Genomic DNA, 15,450 nt, shown 5'->3' with positions numbered 1-15,450 from the left:
AGGCTGGCCGCCGTGACGACGACGGATCCGCTGGTGGCCCGGATGCGGCCGTTCGGCACCACCATCTTCGCCGAGATGTCGGCGCTTGCCGTGCGCACCGGCGCGGTCAACCTGGGGCAGGGCTTCCCGGACACGGACGGCCCGCCGGAGATGCTCGCCGCCGCCGCCGAGGCGCTGCGTACCGGCCACAACCAGTACCCGCCGGGGCCGGGAATCCCCGCGTTGCGCGCGGCCGTCGCGGCCCACCAGCGCCGGTTCTGGAACCTGGAGTACGACCCGGACGGCGAGATCGTGGTGACCGCCGGCGCGACGGAGGCGATCGCGGCGAGCATCCTCGCGCTCTGCGAGCCGGGTGACGAGGTGGTCTGCTTCGAGCCGTACTACGACTCGTACGCCGCCTCGATCGCGCTGGCCGGCGCGGTGCGCCGCCCGGTGACGCTGCGCCCGGGCCCGGACGGCCGCTACGCCTTCGACCCGGCCGAGCTGCGCGCCGCGTTCGGGCCGCGTACCCGGCTGGTGCTGCTGAACTCGCCGCACAACCCGACCGGCAAGGTGTTCACCGCCGACGAGCTGGCCCTGGTCGCCGAGCTGTGCCGGGAGCACGACACGTACGCGGTCACCGACGAGGTCTACGAGCACCTCGTGTTCGCCGACGCCGCCGCGCCGCACGTGCCGCTGGCCACGCTGCCGGGCATGTGGGAGCGGACCCTGCGGGTGTCCTCGGCGGGCAAGACGTTCTCCTGCACCGGCTGGAAGGTCGGCTGGGTGAGCGGCCCGGCGTCGCTCGTCGCGGCGGTGCTGCGGGTGAAGCAGTTCCTCACGTTCGTCAACGCCGGCCCGTTGCAGCCGGCCGTGGCGGTGGCGCTCGGCCTGCCGGACGCGTACTTCACCGGTTTCGCCGACGACCTGCGCCGCCGGCGGGACCAACTGGTCGCGGGGCTGGCCGACGCCGGCTTCGGGGTGCTCACGCCGGAGGGCACCTACTTCGTGACCGCCGATGTCACAGCGCTCGGCGGCCGGGACGGGGTGGAGTTCTGCCGGTCCCTGCCGGAGCGGTGCGGGGTGGTGGCGGTGCCAACGCAGGTCTTCTACGACGACGTGGCGGCGGGTCGCCGGCTGGTCCGGTTCGCGTTCTGCAAGCGGCCGGAGGTGCTCGCCGAGGCGGTGACCCGGCTGCGCCGGCTGGGGGCGGACGGATGAGCGACGGGTACGCGGAGCGGCTGCGCCGGCTGGCCGCCCAGCGGGGCTGCGACACGATGCTCTCCGGCGTACGTCCGGAATCGGTGCGGGAGCAGGTGGCCGCTCTCGGCGCGGTGGCCGGTGACGACCTGCCCGACGTGTACGGCGAGGGCGGCCCGGTCGCGGAACTGGAGGCGCGGGTGGCCGAGCTGCTCGGCGCGGAGGCGGCCGTGCTGTTCCCCTCCGGCACGATGGCCCAGCAGGTCGTCATGCGCCACGGCGCGGAGGTGACCGGCCGGGCCGGGGTGGGCCTGCACCCGCTCAGCCACCCGCTGCTGCGCGAACGCGAGGCGTACGCGCTGCTTGCCGGCGTGCGGGCGGTGCGCACCACTACCGCGCCGCGCAACCCCACGGCCGAGGAGGTGGCCACGCTCGACGAGCCGATCGGCACGCTCTTCCTGGAGTTGCCGCTGCGCGACGCCGGGTTCGTGTTGCCGACCTGGGACGACCTGGTCGCCGTCGTCGCGGCGGCCCGAGCCGGGGGCGCGCGGGTGCACTTCGCCGGCGCGCGGCTCTGGGAGTCGACAGTCCAACTGGGCTATTCGACGGCCGAGATCGCGGCGTTGGCCGACAGCACGTACGTCTCGCTCTACAAGTCCCTCGGCGGCCATTCGGGCGCCGCGCTTGCCGGCGACGCCGACCTGGTCCGCTATGCCCGCGCCTGGCGGCACCGCTACGGCGGCACGCTGTTCCAGCAGTGGCCGGCGGCGCTCGCCGCGCTCGCCGGGCTGGAGCGGGAGCTGCCCCGGCTCGGCGCTTACGTGGGGCACGCGAAGGTGGTGGCCGAGGCGCTGGCCGCCCTGCCCGGCGCCCGGGTCCACCCGGCGCCGCCGCACACCCACCAGTTCCGGTTCTGGCTGCCGTATCCGGCGGCGGTGCTCGACGCGGCGAACCTGGCGCTCGCCGAGCAGGAGCGGGCGTGGTTCGTCGGCGGCTGGCGGGACAGCGAGGTGCCGGGGCTGGCGCTGGCCGAGGTGACGGTCGCCGGGCCGGCGCTGGAGTTGGACGCCGACGCGGTCACCGACCTGGCCGCCCGCTTCCTGCGCCGCCTCCCGAACTGACCGGAACGGGCGCCGGACCGGTCAGGCGACCGGGCTGGCGGAGCGGACCTGCTCGGCGATGCGCTCGGCGACCTCGCGGGCGGTGGCCTCGGTGGCGGCCTCGACCATGACCCGCACCAGCGGCTCGGTGCCGGACGGGCGCAGCAGCACCCGACCGGTCTCGCCCAGCTCGGCCTCGGCCCGCTCGACCTCGGTGCGGACGGCCGGCGCGGCGGCGCCGACGGTACGGTCGCCGACCGGCACGTTGATCAGCACCTGGGGCAGCTTGGTGACCACGGCTGCCAGCTCGGCCAGGGGGGTGCCGGTGGCGGCCATCCGGGCCATCAGGTGCAGGCCGGTGAGGACGCCGTCGCCTGTGGTGGCGTACGCGGGCAGCACGATGTGGCCGCTCTGCTCGCCGCCCAGGGCCAGGCCGGAGGCGCGCAGCTCCTCCAGCACGTACCTGTCGCCGACCTTGGTCTCGACCAGCCGGATGCCGTGCGCGGACATGGCCAGCCGCAGGCCGAGGTTGCTCATCACGGTGGCGACCAGGGTGTCCTGGGTCAGCTCGCCGGCGTCGCGCATGGCCAGGGCGAGGATCGCCATCACCTGGTCGCCGTCGACCTCCTCGCCGTCGGCGGTGACCGCGACGCACCTGTCGGCGTCGCCGTCGTGGGCGAGGCCGAGGTGCGCGCCGTGCTCGACCACCGCGGCGCGCAGCGCCTCGATGTGGTTGGAGCCGCACTCGTCGTTGATGTTGAGCCCGTCCGGCTCGGCGTGGATGGCGATCACCTCGGCGCCGGCCTCCCGGTAGGCGACCGGGGCGACGTCGGCCGCCGCGCCGTTGGCGCAGTCGACCACGACCTTGATCCCGTCGAGGCCGTGCGGCACGGTGCCGACGAGGTGTTGGACGTAGTGGTCGGCGCCGTCGAGCAGGTCGTTGACCCGCCCCACACCGGCGCCGGTCGGGCGTTCCCAGGCGGTGGTGGCGTTCGCCTCGACGGCCGCCTCGATCCGCATCTCGATCTCGTCGGGCAGTTTGTGCCCGCCGGCGGCGAAGAGCTTGATGCCGTTGTCCGGCATCGGGTTGTGCGAGGCGGAGAGCATGACGCCGAGGTCGGCCTTGATCTCGGCGGTGAGGAACGCCACCGCCGGGGTGGGCAGCACGCCGACCCGGACCACGTTGGCGCCCGCGCTGGTCAGGCCGGCGACCACCGCCGCCTCAAGCATCTCGCCGCTGGCCCGGGTGTCCCGGCCCACCACCGCGAGCGGCGGATGGCTCCGGTCGGTCTCGGCCAGGGTGTGTGCCGCGGCGACCGCGACCGCGAGCGCCAACTCCGGGGTGAGATCCGCGTTCGCCCGCCCGCGTACGCCGTCCGTGCCGAACAACCGGCCCATAGCCGCCAACCTCCGTGGAACTGCCGTTGAGGAGAGAAACGCGGAACGGCCGGGCCGCCCCCGCAGAAGGGAGGCGGACCCGGCCGTCCGTCAGAAGTACAAGACGCTGTAGGAGATCAGCGCTTCGAGTACTGGGGAGCCTTACGGGCCTTCTTGAGGCCGTACTTCTTGCTCTCCTTGACCCGGGCGTCACGGGTCAGGAAGCCGGCCTTCTTCAGGGCCGGGCGGTCGTCGGGCTCGTTGACGATGAGCGCCCGGGCGATGGCGAGCCGCAGCGCGCCGGCCTGGCCGGTGGTGCCGCCGCCCCGCAGGTTGGCGATCACGTCGAATGCCTCGGGCTTCTCGGCGGTGACCAGCGGGTCCTTGATGAGCTGCTGGTGCACCTTGCTCGGGAAGTAGGCCTCGAGGTCGCGGCCGTTGCAGGTGATCTTGCCGCTGCCGGGGACGATCCGGACCCGGACGATGGCTTCCTTGCGACGGCCAACGGTCTGGATCGGGCGGTCACCGCGGGGCGCGCGCGCGACTGGCGCCGGCGCCTCGGTGGCCTCGGGGGCGACCTCGGTCTCGGTGATGTCGGTCATGCTGCTTCCTTCGCCCGCGCTCACTGCGCGATCTGCTTGATCTCGAACGGCGCCGGCTGCTGCGCGCTGTGCGGGTGCTCGGCACCGGCGTAGACCTTCAGCTTCTTGAGAATCTGACGGCCCAGCTTGTTGTGCGGGAGCATGCCCTTCACGGCCAGCTCGACGGCCCGCTCGGGCCGCTTGGTGAGCAGCTCGTCGTAGCCGACCCGCTTCAGGCCACCCGGGTAGCCGGAGTGGCGGTAAGCAACCTTGGTCTGACGCTTGTTGCCGGTCAGCGCGACCTTGCCCGCGTTCACGATGACGACGAAGTCGCCCGTGTCGACGTGCGGCGCGAAAGTCGGCTTGTGCTTGCCACGCAGCAGCGTGGCGGCGTGGGTCGCGAGGCGGCCCAGCACGACGTCAGAGGCGTCGATGACGTGCCACTGACGCTCGATCTCACCCGGCTTCGGGCTGTACGTACGCACAGGTCTACCTTGTCTCGTCGTCGGTCTGGGGTCGCGCGCCGAGGTAACCGGGGCTTCCCAGTCGAACCAGCGCGCACGAACGACCAAGCGTACCTGATGCGGCACGCCTAAGAATGTCGTACAACAGCAGGCAACGATACCCGGCCGCCGGGCGGCTGGTCAAAACGGGGTAGCCCGGTGCGCGCCCATGGCGCGGGTCACACGCCGACTAGCGTACGCGGCCCCGGCCGCAGGTAGACCGCCCAGGTCACCAGGAAGCAGAGCGCGTACCAGCCGATGAAGGCCAGGTAGGCGGCGTCGGCGGTGCCGGAGGTCAGGAACGACTGCCGGAACGCCACGTTCACCAGCACCCCGCCGGAGGCGCCGACCGCGCCGGCGATGCCGATCAGCGCGCCGGAGAGCCGCCGGGCGCGACGCTGCGCCGCCTCCCGGTCCCCGGTCAGCTCGGCCTCCGCGGTGGCGCGGGCCCGGAAGATCGCCGGGATCATCTTGTACGTCGAGCCGTTGCCGATCCCGGAGAACACGAACAGCGCCAGGAACCCGGCCAGGTAGAGCGGGAAGGAATGCTCCCGGGCGGCGTAGAGCACCAGCCCGGCGCCGCCGGCCATCGCGACGAAGTTCCAGAACGTGATCCGGGCCCCGCCGAGCCGGTCGGCGAGCTGACCCCCGAACGGCCGGACCAGCGAGCCGACGAGCGGCCCGAGGAAGGTCAGCCAGGCGGCGTCAACCGGGGTGGGGAACCGCTCGTGGAACTGGAGCTGGAGCACCTGGCCGAAGGCGAAGCCGAAGCCGATGAACGAGCCGAACGTGCCGACGTAGAGCAGCGACATCACCCAGGTGTGCGGGTCGCGGGCGGCCTCGCGCAGCGCGCCCGGCTCGTTGCGCGCCCCCGGCACGTTGTCCAGCCAGCGCGCCGCGGCAAGCGCGGCGAGCACGATCAGCGGCAGGTAGACGGCCGGCACGAGCCGGGGGTACGCGGCCCCCGCGGTGGCGAGCACCGCCAGCCCGACGAGCTGCACCGCAGGTACGCCGAGATTGCCGCCGCCGGCGTTGAGCCCCAGCGCCCGGCCCTTGAGCCGCTCCGGGAAGAACAGGTTGATGTTCGCCATCGAGGAGGCGAAGTTGCCGCCGCCCACGCCGGACAGGCAGGCCAGCACCATGAGCGTGGAGTACGACACCCCCGGCTCGATCAGCAGGGCCATCGGCACCGCCGGCACCAGCAGCAGCAACACGCTGACGATGGTCCAGTTCCGGCCGCCGAACCGGGCCACGGCAAGCGTGTAGGGCAGGCGAAGCACCGCGCCCAGCGCGGCCGGCACGGCGGTGAGCAGGAATTTCCCGGCCGGGTCGATGCCGTACGCCGGGCCGAGGAAGAGCACCGTCACCGACCAGAGGCTCCACACGGAGAAGCCGACGTGCTCGGCGAAGATCGACACGTACAGGTTGCGGCGGGCGATCCGGGCGCCGCCGGCGGCCCAGAACGCCGGGTCCTCCGGACGCCATTCGGTGATCCGTCCGGGCCGGTCGGTGGCGACCGGGGCCGGGGTGGCGGCTGAAGCGAGCGTGCTCACGGCGACTCCTCCTCGTCGGTGACGAGGGGGACGCTAGGAACTGGTGGTTTCCCCGGGGTGCCCCGCGTGCGTCGTCGAGGAAACGGAGATCGCACGTCGGCCGGGCGGCGGCGGTGAGGCGGTCACAGCTCCTGGAGGATCCGCAACGCGCGCCCGACCCGCTGCATGGTCTCGGTGTCCGCCACGTCCACGCACTCGGTGAACCACTTCTTCATCGGGGAGGAGAGCCGGTCGGGCATCACCACGAAGCCACCCATGCGTACGGCCAGCGGCGAGTCGCGCAGCAGCGACTCGTCGACCACCTCCGCCACGATCACGATAGGCACCGCCGTGGAGTTGTAGACGTCGGAGCTGACGACCAGGCCGAACCGTTCCCGGGCGCCGGAGATGCGCCAGATCTCTCCCCTACGCAGCACGCGGACGCCCACCGCGGAACAGGGCGTCGTCGACCATGGCGGCCTCCTGTGCGTCGGCCAGGGCGTCGGCTTCCAGATCCAGGCCGGCGCGGTCGACCGCGGCGGCGTGCGCGGTGAACACCTCGCGCAGCGCCTTCTCCCGGGCGGCCTGGTCCATCCAGGCGGAGAGGGAGAGCCCTTCCCGCTTGGCGAACCGGCGCGCTTCCTCGATGGTCTCGTCGGAGAACGACAGTGTCACCTTGGCGGTCATGCCGAGCAGACTACCCAGCGGTATGACCAGCAGTCATCCCCACTCGCGCCAGGCGGGGAACCGGACAGGCGAGCAGTCAGGGGCGGTGGCCGCCGAAGACGGCGAAGCGCCACTCCTTGAAGAAGCAGTCCACGTCGACCAGCCCGGCCTCACCCAGCCAGCGGCACTGGTCGGCGACCGTGGCCGGGCGGTCGTGCCGCATCCGTTCCCGGGAGGCGGCGATCTCCTCGGCGTCGGAGCCAAGCTCGGTGATCCGCGCCGTCCACACCTCGTCGTAGCGCCGGTCGAGCGCCGGCGTCGGGCCGGCCACCTGCTCGGCGTTGACGAACACGCCGCCGGGCGCCAGCGCCTCGGCCGCCCGGCGGTAGAGCGCCCGCTTGCCGTCGTCGTCGAGGTGGTGGATGGCGAGCGCGGAGACCACCGCGTCGTACCGGCCGGCGGGCAGCGGGTCGGCCAGGTCGGCGTGGACCATGCGGTGCGGCACCCCGCGCGCGGACAGGTGGCCGGTGGCCACGGCCAGCATGCCTGGCGCGCCGTCCACGAGCGTCAGCCGCACGCCGGGGATGGCGGCGGTCAGCAGCAGGGAGAGCAGGCCGGTGCCCGCGCCCAGGTCCAGCACCTCGGGGGTACGGCCGGCGGCGAGCGCCGCCCGCAGCGGTGGCGCGGCCACCTCGACCGCCGCGCCGTAGAAGGCGTCGAAGCAGGGCACCAGTCGACGTCGGGCCTGGTCGTAGCTGCCGGCCACGGCGTCGAACGCATCCGTCACGCTCATCCGGTCTCCCGTAATGTGAGACGATTTTCTCACATTCTAAACCTCACGGACCGTTCCGTCACGCCCGTGCGGTGTGAGGCGCTCTTGACAGGACCGAAACAGAAGGGACCCGGACCGGAAACCGCCCGGCGGCACGCTTTCCCGACATGACAGACGGTGCGCACGTGGCGACACAATCCGGGGCAGGCCCCCGGGAGGCGGCCACGCACTGCCCGTACTGCGCGTTGCAGTGCGGCATGCTGCTGCGCGCGACAGGCACCGGCGTCGAGGTCGCCCCCCGGGACTTCCCCACCAACCGGGGCGGGCTGTGCCAGAAGGGCTGGACCGCCGCCGAGCTGCTCGACCACCCGGAACGGCTCACCACGCCGCTGCTGCGCGACCGGGCCGGCGCCGAACTGCGCCCGGCGAGCTGGGACGAGGCGCTGGACCGGATCGCCGACGGGCTGCGCACGGTCGCGGACCGGCACGGGCCGGACGCGGTCGCGGTCTTCGGCGGCGGCGGACTGACGAACGAGAAGGCGTACGCGCTGGGCCGGTTCGCCCGGGTGACGCTGCGCACCCGGCACATCGACTACAACGGACGCTGGTGCATGTCGTCGGCCGCCGCGGCCGGCAACCGGGCCTTCGGCGTCGACCGGGGACTGCCGTTCCCGCTCGCCGACCTGGGCCGGGCCGACACGTTGATGCTCGTGGGCGCGAACCCGGCCGAAACCATGCCGCCGCTGATGCGACACGTCGCCGACCAGCGGGCACGCGGCGGCCGGCTGATCGTGATCGACCCCCGGGCCACCGCCACCGCCCGCCAGGCCGACCTGCACCTGCAACCGCTGCCCGGCACCGACCTGGCGGTGGCCAACGCGCTGCTGCACATCGCGCTCACCGAAGGCTGGCTGGACCGGGCGTACGTGGCGGCGCGGACCACCGGGTTCGACGAGGTCCGGCGCACCGTGGCCGGCTACTGGCCGGCGGAGGTGGAACGCCTCTCCGGGGTGCCGGTGGCCGATCTGGAGCACGCCGCCCGCGCGCTCGCCGGCGTGGACCGGGCGATCATCCTCACCGCCCGGGGCGCCGAGCAGCACGCCAAGGGCGTGGACACCGTCACCGCCTTCGTCAATCTGGCGCTCGCCCTGGGCCTGCCCGGCCGCCCCGGCTCCGGCTACGGCTGCCTGACCGGGCAGGGCAACGGGCAGGGCGGCCGGGAACACGGGCAGAAGGCCGACCAGCTCCCCGGCTACCGGCGGATCGACGACCCGGCGGCCCGGGAGCACGTGGCCCGGGTGTGGGGGGTCGACCCGGCGACGCTGCCCGGGCCGGGGGTGCCGGCCTACCAACTTCTCGACTCGCTCGGCACCCCGTCCGGGCCGAAGGCGCTGCTGGTGTTCGGCTCGAACCCGGTCGTCTCCGCGCCGCGCGCGGCCCGGATCGAGTCCCGGTTGCGCGACCTGGACCTGCTCGTGGTCGCCGACTTCCTCCGCTCGGAGACCGCCGAGCTGGCCGACGTGGTGCTGCCGGTGACCCAGTGGGCCGAGGAGGACGGCACGATGACCAACCTGGAGGGCCGGGTGCTGCGCCGGCGCGCGGTCCGCGTACCACCCGGTGGGGTCCGTACCGACCTGGAGATCCTCGCCGGGCTCGCCGCCCGGTTGACCGACGACGCGCCGTTGCCGACCGACCCCCGGGAGGTGTTCGAGGAGCTGCGGCGGGCCTCGGCCGGCGGGCCGGCCGACTACGCCGGGATCACCTGGGACCGGATCGACGCCGACACCGGCGTGTTCTGGCCCTGCCCGGACTCCGACGGCCCGGACCGTCCCCGCCTCTTCGCCGACCGGTTCCCCACCCCGGACGGCCGGGCCCGGTTCCACCCGGTGACCCACCGCCCGGCCGCCGAGCCGGTCTGCGCCGAGTACCCGCTGCACTTCACCACCGGCCGGGTGCTGGCGCACTACCAGTCCGGCGCGCAGACCCGACGGGTCGCCGCGCTGCGCCGGGCCGCCCCGGAAGGCTTCGTCGAGGTGCACCCCGACCTGGCCGCCCGGCTCGGCGTGAGCGAGGGGACGCCGGTGCGGGTGGTCTCCCGCCGGGGCGAGCTGCGCGCGCCGGCCCGGCTCAGCCCGGCGATCCGGCCGGACACCGTCTTCGCGCCGTTCCACTGGCCCGGCACGGCGCGGGCCAACTCGGTCACCAACGACGCCCTCGACCCGGTCTCCGGGATGCCCGAGTTCAAGATCTGCGCGGTCCGGGTGGAGCGGGCATGACCGGGCGGACCGTCGTCGTCGGATACGGCATGGCCGGCGCCCGGCTCGTCGCCGAGCTGCACGCGCGCGGCGGCGACCGGCGGATCACCGTGCTCGGGGCGGAGCCGCACCGGGCGTACAACCGGATCATGCTCTCCACCCTGCTGGCCGGGAAGATCGACGAGCCGGACGTGGAGCTGGTCGAGGCCGTCGGCCCGACCGTCGACGTGCGGACCGGCACGCCGGTCCGCGCGATCGACCGGGACGCCCGGGAGGTACGCACCGCCGACGGCGGCCGGCACGGCTACGACCACCTGGTGCTCGCCACCGGCAGCCGCGCGGTGGTGCCGCCGCTGCCCGGGCTCGACCCGCTGCCCGCCCGGGTGATCCCGTTCCGCACCCTGGCCGACTGCCGGCGGATCCTCGCCGCCGCCCGGGGCGCGCGCCGCGCCCTGGTGCTCGGCGGCGGTCTGCTCGGGCTGGAGGCGGCCCGCGGCCTCGCCGCTCGGGGCCTCGACGTGACAGTGGTCCACCCGGTCGGGCACCTGATGGACCGGCAGCTCGACCCGGTCGCCGGCACGGTCCTCGCCGGCACGCTCGCCGGGCTGGGCGTCCAGGTCCGGCTCGGCGTGACCGCGACCGGGGTGACCGCCGACGCCGACGGCGTCCGGCTGCACCTGGGCGCCGGTGCGCCGCTCGCGGCCGACCTGCTGGTCCTCTGCTGCGGCGTACGCCCCGACACCGCGCTGGCCCGGGCGGCCGGGCTCACCGTCGACCGGGGCGTCGTGGTGGACGACCGGATGCGGACAAGCGACAGGCGGATCTCGGCGGTCGGCGACTGCGCCCAGCACGGCGGGGCGCTGACCGGGCTGGTCGCGCCGGCCTGGGCCCAGGCGCGGGTGGTGGCGGACGTGCTCACCGGCGCCGACCCGCTGGTCCGCTACCGGCCCCGGCCGGTGGTGACCCGCCTCAAGGCGGCCGGCATCGACCTGGCCGCGATGGGCGACATGGCGGGCGCCCCGGCCGGGAGCGGCCCGGCCGGTGACGGCGCGGTGGAGGAGTTGACGTTCGCCGACCCGGCCCGGGGCACCTACGCCCGGCTGCGGATCCGCGACGAGCGGCTGACCGGCGCGATCCTGCTCGGCGACAACCCGGCCGTCGGCACCGTCGTGCAGTTGTTCGACCGGGGCGCGCCGGTGCCGGCCGACAGGCGTTCGCTGCTGCTCGGCCGGGCGTTCCGCGCGACGGCCGAGCCGGCGGCCTCCCCCGCGCTGATGCCCGACGCGGCCACCGTGTGCCGGTGCAACGACGTGACCAAGGGCGCGATTGTGGCGTGCTGGCGGGCCGGCGCCCGGTCCGCGGCGGCGCTGGCCGCGGCGACCCGGGCCACCACCGGCTGCGGCAGTTGCCGGGACGCGGTGGCCGGCATCGCCGGCTGGCTCGCCGAGGCGGACCCGCCCGCCGGCGGGAGCGGACGGAGCGCGAGGACGGAGCGCGAAGCGGTGGAGGTGGCGTGATGAACGAGTCGGTCAGCAGGGTGGTCGTCGTCGGCAACGGCATGGTCGGGCAACGTTTCGTCGAGGCGCTGCGCGCCCGCGACCGGCAGGGGCGGTGGCGGGTCACGGTGCTCGCCGAAGAACGGCGACCGGCGTACGACCGGGTGCGGCTCTCGGCCGTCTTCGACGGGGTGAGCGCGGACGAGTTGAGCCTGCACACCCCCGACGACGGGGTGGAGCTGCGGCTGGGCGAGCCGGCCACCGGCATCGACCGGGCGCGGCGGGTGGTGACCACGGCAACCGGGGAGCACCGGTACGACGCGTTGGTGCTGGCCACCGGGTCGTACCCGTTCGTCCCGCCGGTCGACGGCGCCGGCCTGCCCGGCGTCTTCGTCTACCGGACCCTTGACGACCTGGCCGCGATCCGGGCGCACGCCCGGGGCCGGCGGACCGGTGCGGTGATCGGCGGCGGGCTGCTCGGCCTGGAGGCGGCCAACGCGCTGCGCCTGCTCGGGCTCGCGACAAGTGTGGTCGAGTTCGCGCCCCGGCTGATGCCGGTGCAGGTGGACGACGCGGGCGGGGCGATGCTCCGCCGGTACGTGGAGGAGCTGGGCGTCACGTCGTACCTCGGGGTGGCCACCACGGCGCTGCGGGCCGGCCCGGACGGCACGGTGGCGGCGCTTGACCTCGCCGACGGTCGCTCGGTCGACGCGGACCTGGTCGTGGTGGCGGCCGGGATCCGGCCCCGGGACGAGCTGGCCCGGGCGGCCGGGCTGCCGCTGGGTCCGCGCGGCGGGGTGCTCGTGGACGCGGCCTGCCGCAGCGCGGACGAGCGGGTCTGGGCGGTCGGCGAGTGCGCGGCGGTGGACGGCACGTGTCACGGCCTGGTCGCGCCGGGGTACGCGACCGCCGAGGTGGTCGCCGACCGGTTGCTCGGTGGGACGGCCACGTTCCCCGGCGCGGACACCGCGACCAAGCTCAAGCTGCTCGGCGTGGACGTGGCCTCGTTCGGCGACGCGCACGGCGTCACCGCCGGCTGCCTCGACGTGACGTACACCGACCCGGCCACCAGGTCGTACGCGAAGCTGGTCCTCTCCGACGACGCGCGGACGCTGCTCGGTGGCGTGCTTGTCGGCGACGCGAGCGCGTACCCGACGTTGCGGGCGAGCGTCGGCGGGCCGTTGCCCGCTCCCCCGCTGGCGCTGCTCGCCCCGGCCGGCGGCCCGGGCGCCGGGGCCGGCGCGCTGCCCGCCGCCGCCCAGGTCTGTTCCTGCAACGCGGTGACCCGGGCGGACCTGGACGCGGCGATCGCGGGTGGGGCGACAGACGTGCCGGCGCTGAAGGCGTGCACCCGGGCCGGCACGAGTTGCGGCTCCTGCGTGCCGATGCTGAAGCAGTTGCTCGACGCCGCCGGGGTGCGGCAGTCCACCGCGCTCTGCGAGCACTTCGACCTCAGCCGGCAGGAGCTGTTCGACCTGATCCGGGTCCGGGGCATCCGCACCTTCTCCCGGCTGGTCGCCGAGCACGGGCGCGGGCGGGGTTGCGACATCTGCAAGCCGGTGGTGGCGTCGATCCTCGCCTCCCTCGGCAGCGGCCACGTGCTCGACGGCGAGCAGGCGTCGCTCCAGGACACCAACGACCACTTCCTGGCGAACCTGCAACGCGACGGCAGTTACTCGGTGGTGCCGCGGATACCGGGCGGGGAGATCACCCCGGAGAAGCTGATCGCGATCGGTGAGGTGGCCCGGGACTTCCGGCTCTACACCAAGATCACCGGCGGGCAGCGGATCGACCTGTTCGGCGCGCGGGTGGACCAGTTGCCGCAGATCTGGCGTCGGCTCGTCGACGCCGGTTTCGAGTCGGGTCACGCCTACGGCAAGGCGCTGCGCACGGTGAAGTCCTGCGTCGGCGACACCTGGTGCCGGTACGGGGTGCAGGACGCGGTCGGGCTGGCGGTCGCGCTTGAGTTGCGCTATCGCGGCCTGCGCGCGCCGCACAAGCTGAAGTCCGCGGTCTCCGGCTGCGCCCGGGAGTGCGCCGAGGCCCGCGGCAAGGACTTCGGCGTCATCGCCACCGAGTCCGGATGGAACCTGTACGTCGGCGGCAACGGCGGTTTCCGGCCCCGGCACGCCGACCTGTTCGCCACGGACCTCTCGACCGGGGAACTGATCACGCTTATCGACAGGTTCCTGATGTACTACGTCCGCACCGCCGACCGGTTGCAGCGCACGGCCGCCTGGATCGAGGCCATGGACGGCGGCCTCGACCACCTCCGGTCGGTGATCGTGGAAGACTCGCTCGGGCTCTGCGCCGACCTCGACGCGGCCATGGCCCGGCACGTCGCCACCTACTCCGACGAGTGGCGGGACGTGCTTGAGGACCCGGAACGGCTGCGCCGCTTCACCTCCTTCGTCAACGCCCCGGACGTGCCGGACCCGTCCATCACCTTCGCCGTGGAACGGGGCCAGCCGGTGCCGGCCCGCGGCGCGCCACCGGGCTCCGGGCACCGCCGGCAGCCGGTCGCGCTGGGCCTGCCGGAGGTACGGCGATGAGCCCGACCGCGACGATGCGCTGGACCCCGGTCTGCCCGCTGGACCGGCTGGACCTCGACCGTGGCGTCGCCGCTCTCGTCGACGGGATGCAGGTCGCGCTCTTCCGGACCACCGCCGGGCTGTTCGCGGTGGACAACCTGGACCCGGTCGGCGGCGCGTACGTGATGTCGCGGGGGCTGGTGGGCAGCCGGGGCGGCGTGCCGACGCTCGCCTCCCCGCTGCACAAGCAGGTCTACGACCTCACCACCGGCCGCTGCCTGGACCTTCCCGGCGTGACGCTGCGGCGGCACCTGGTGCGCTGCCGGGACGGCCTGGTCGAGGTGCGGCTGCGGCAGGAGGAGTGAATGCGGGACGAACTGGCGGGCTTCACCATCGGGGTCACCGCGGACCGGCGGCGCGACGAACTGGCCGCCCTGTTCCAGCGACGTGGTGCCCGGGTGGTGCTCGCCCCGGCGCTGCGGATCGTGCCGCTGGCCGACGACACCGACCTGCGGGAGGCGACCCGGGCCTGCCTGGAGCACCCACCGGACGTGCTGATGGCCAACACCGGCATCGGGATGCGGGGCTGGCTGGAGGCGGCCGAGGGCTGGGGGCTGGCCGAGCCGCTGCGCGCCACGATCGCCCGCGCGTACGTGGTGTCGCGGGGGCCGAAGGCGACCGGGGCGATCCGCGCCGCCGGTCTGCGTGAACACTGGTCCCCCACCTCGGAGAGCTGTGAGGAGGTGGTCGAGCACCTGGTCCGGCGCGGCGTGGCCGGTCAGGTGGTGGCGCTTCAACTGCACGGCGACCGGCAGCCGGAGTGCACCGAGGCGCTTGTCGCGGCCGGGGCCACGGTGATCGAGGTGCCGGTCTACCGGTGGGCGCCGCCGGCCGACCCGGCGCCGCTGCACCGGCTCATCGACCTGGTCGCCGGGCGGCTCGTCGACGCGGTCACGTTCACCTCCGCCCCGGCGGCCGAGGCGCTGCTGCGGGCGGCCGGGGACCGGACCGAGACGGTGCTGGAGGCGCTGCGCGGCGACGTGCTGGCCGGGTGCGTGGGCACGGTCACCGCCGAGCCGCTGGTGCGGCGGGGGGTGCCGGTGAGCGCGCCGAGCCGGGCCCGGCTCGGCGCGTTGGTCCGGACGATCGTCGAGGAGCTGCCCCGCCGGACGGTCTCGGTGAAGGCCGCCGGGCACGTGCTCACGCTGCGCGGTCACGCCGCGGTGGTGGACGGGGAGCTGCGCCAGTTGGCGCCGGCCCCGATGGCCGTGCTGCGGACGTTGGCGGCGTCCCCCGGGAAGGTGCTCTCCCGCACCGCGCTGCTGCGGACGCTGCCGCGCGGCGCGGACGAGCACGCGGTCGAGATGGCGGTCGCCCGGCTGCGGGTGGGGCTGAAGGCCCCCCGGGTGGTGCAGACCGTGGTGAAGCGCGGCTACCGCCTGCGGGTGGACTGAACGC

At 74.5% G+C, this 15,450-nt stretch carries 14 protein-coding genes; 7 read left to right on the top strand and 7 right to left on the bottom strand.

Features of this window, described 5'->3' with window-relative positions:
* Nucleotides 1-12: 12 nt before the first annotated feature.
* Together SM450_RS15895 and SM450_RS15890 are read left to right on the top strand one after the other, a co-directional pair.
* Entirely contained in the window at nucleotides 13-1,200 is a 1,188-nt protein-coding gene (locus tag SM450_RS15895) for a pyridoxal phosphate-dependent aminotransferase (protein ID WP_474620500.1), read from the top strand.
* Nucleotides 1,197-2,300, top strand: a complete 1,104-nt coding sequence (locus tag SM450_RS15890; RefSeq protein WP_474620499.1) for a threonine aldolase family protein — start codon at nucleotides 1,197-1,199, stop codon at nucleotides 2,298-2,300. Before SM450_RS15895 ends, SM450_RS15890 begins: the two co-directional genes overlap by 4 nt.
* A 21-nt stretch (nucleotides 2,301-2,321) precedes the next feature.
* Here the strand turns inward: SM450_RS15890 and glmM are convergent, their stop codons facing one another.
* From glmM to SM450_RS15855, 7 genes are all read right to left on the bottom strand, one after another.
* Nucleotides 2,322-3,677 carry a phosphoglucosamine mutase gene (gene glmM / locus SM450_RS15885; RefSeq protein ID WP_474620498.1) on the bottom strand — a complete coding sequence of 452 codons (1,356 nt, stop codon included), beginning with the start codon at nucleotides 3,675-3,677 and terminating at the stop codon, nucleotides 2,322-2,324.
* A gap of 116 nt (nucleotides 3,678-3,793) precedes the next feature.
* A complete protein-coding gene (gene rpsI / locus SM450_RS15880; RefSeq protein ID WP_088998399.1) occupies nucleotides 3,794-4,258 on the bottom strand; it encodes a 30S ribosomal protein S9 in 465 nt (154 codons plus the stop codon).
* Between the two features lie 20 nt (nucleotides 4,259-4,278).
* Complete coding sequence (gene rplM / locus SM450_RS15875) at nucleotides 4,279-4,722, bottom strand: 50S ribosomal protein L13 (protein ID WP_281586654.1); 444 nt, start codon at nucleotides 4,720-4,722, stop codon at nucleotides 4,279-4,281.
* Nucleotides 4,723-4,919: 197 nt separating this feature from the next.
* A complete protein-coding gene (locus tag SM450_RS15870) occupies nucleotides 4,920-6,293 on the bottom strand; it encodes an MFS transporter (RefSeq protein WP_474620497.1) in 1,374 nt (457 codons plus the stop codon).
* A 122-nt stretch (nucleotides 6,294-6,415) separates the two neighbouring features.
* Nucleotides 6,416-6,721: a type II toxin-antitoxin system PemK/MazF family toxin gene (locus SM450_RS15865; RefSeq protein WP_474620496.1), complete on the bottom strand. Its 306-nt coding sequence runs from the start codon at nucleotides 6,719-6,721 to the stop codon at nucleotides 6,416-6,418.
* Nucleotides 6,699-6,959, bottom strand: coding sequence for a DUF6364 family protein (locus SM450_RS15860; protein WP_474620495.1), 261 nt, complete (start codon nucleotides 6,957-6,959; stop codon nucleotides 6,699-6,701). The genes SM450_RS15865 and SM450_RS15860 overlap by 23 nt, the downstream gene beginning before the upstream one ends.
* Before the next feature lie 76 nt (nucleotides 6,960-7,035).
* Entirely contained in the window at nucleotides 7,036-7,731 is a 696-nt protein-coding gene (locus SM450_RS15855) for a class I SAM-dependent methyltransferase (RefSeq protein WP_474620494.1), read from the bottom strand.
* 146 nt (nucleotides 7,732-7,877) lie between these two features.
* Between SM450_RS15855 and SM450_RS15850 the strand changes: the two genes are divergently transcribed.
* Genes SM450_RS15850 through SM450_RS15830 form a run of 5 tightly spaced genes read left to right on the top strand, consistent with a single transcriptional unit; the run spans nucleotide 7,878 to nucleotide 15,446 of the window.
* On the top strand, nucleotides 7,878-9,986 hold the full coding sequence (locus SM450_RS15850) for a molybdopterin oxidoreductase family protein (RefSeq protein ID WP_474620493.1): 2,109 nt from the start codon (nucleotides 7,878-7,880) through the stop codon (nucleotides 9,984-9,986).
* On the top strand, nucleotides 9,983-11,482 hold the full coding sequence (locus tag SM450_RS15845) for an FAD-dependent oxidoreductase (RefSeq protein WP_474620492.1): 1,500 nt from the start codon (nucleotides 9,983-9,985) through the stop codon (nucleotides 11,480-11,482). Before SM450_RS15850 ends, SM450_RS15845 begins: the two co-directional genes overlap by 4 nt.
* On the top strand, nucleotides 11,482-14,013 hold the full coding sequence (gene nirB, locus SM450_RS15840) for a nitrite reductase large subunit NirB (protein ID WP_474620491.1): 2,532 nt from the start codon (nucleotides 11,482-11,484) through the stop codon (nucleotides 14,011-14,013). Before SM450_RS15845 ends, nirB begins: the two co-directional genes overlap by 1 nt.
* Nucleotides 14,010-14,357 carry a nitrite reductase small subunit NirD gene (gene nirD / locus SM450_RS15835; protein WP_474620490.1) on the top strand — a complete coding sequence of 116 codons (348 nt, stop codon included), beginning with the start codon at nucleotides 14,010-14,012 and terminating at the stop codon, nucleotides 14,355-14,357. The genes nirB and nirD overlap by 4 nt, the downstream gene beginning before the upstream one ends.
* Entirely contained in the window at nucleotides 14,358-15,446 is a 1,089-nt protein-coding gene (locus tag SM450_RS15830) for a uroporphyrinogen-III synthase (RefSeq protein WP_474620489.1), read from the top strand. It begins immediately after the preceding gene.
* Nucleotides 15,447-15,450: the final 4 nt, after the last annotated feature.

Source organism: Micromonospora marincola, from assembly GCF_056150385.1.
This window is presented reverse-complemented; position numbering and strand designations above follow the sequence as displayed.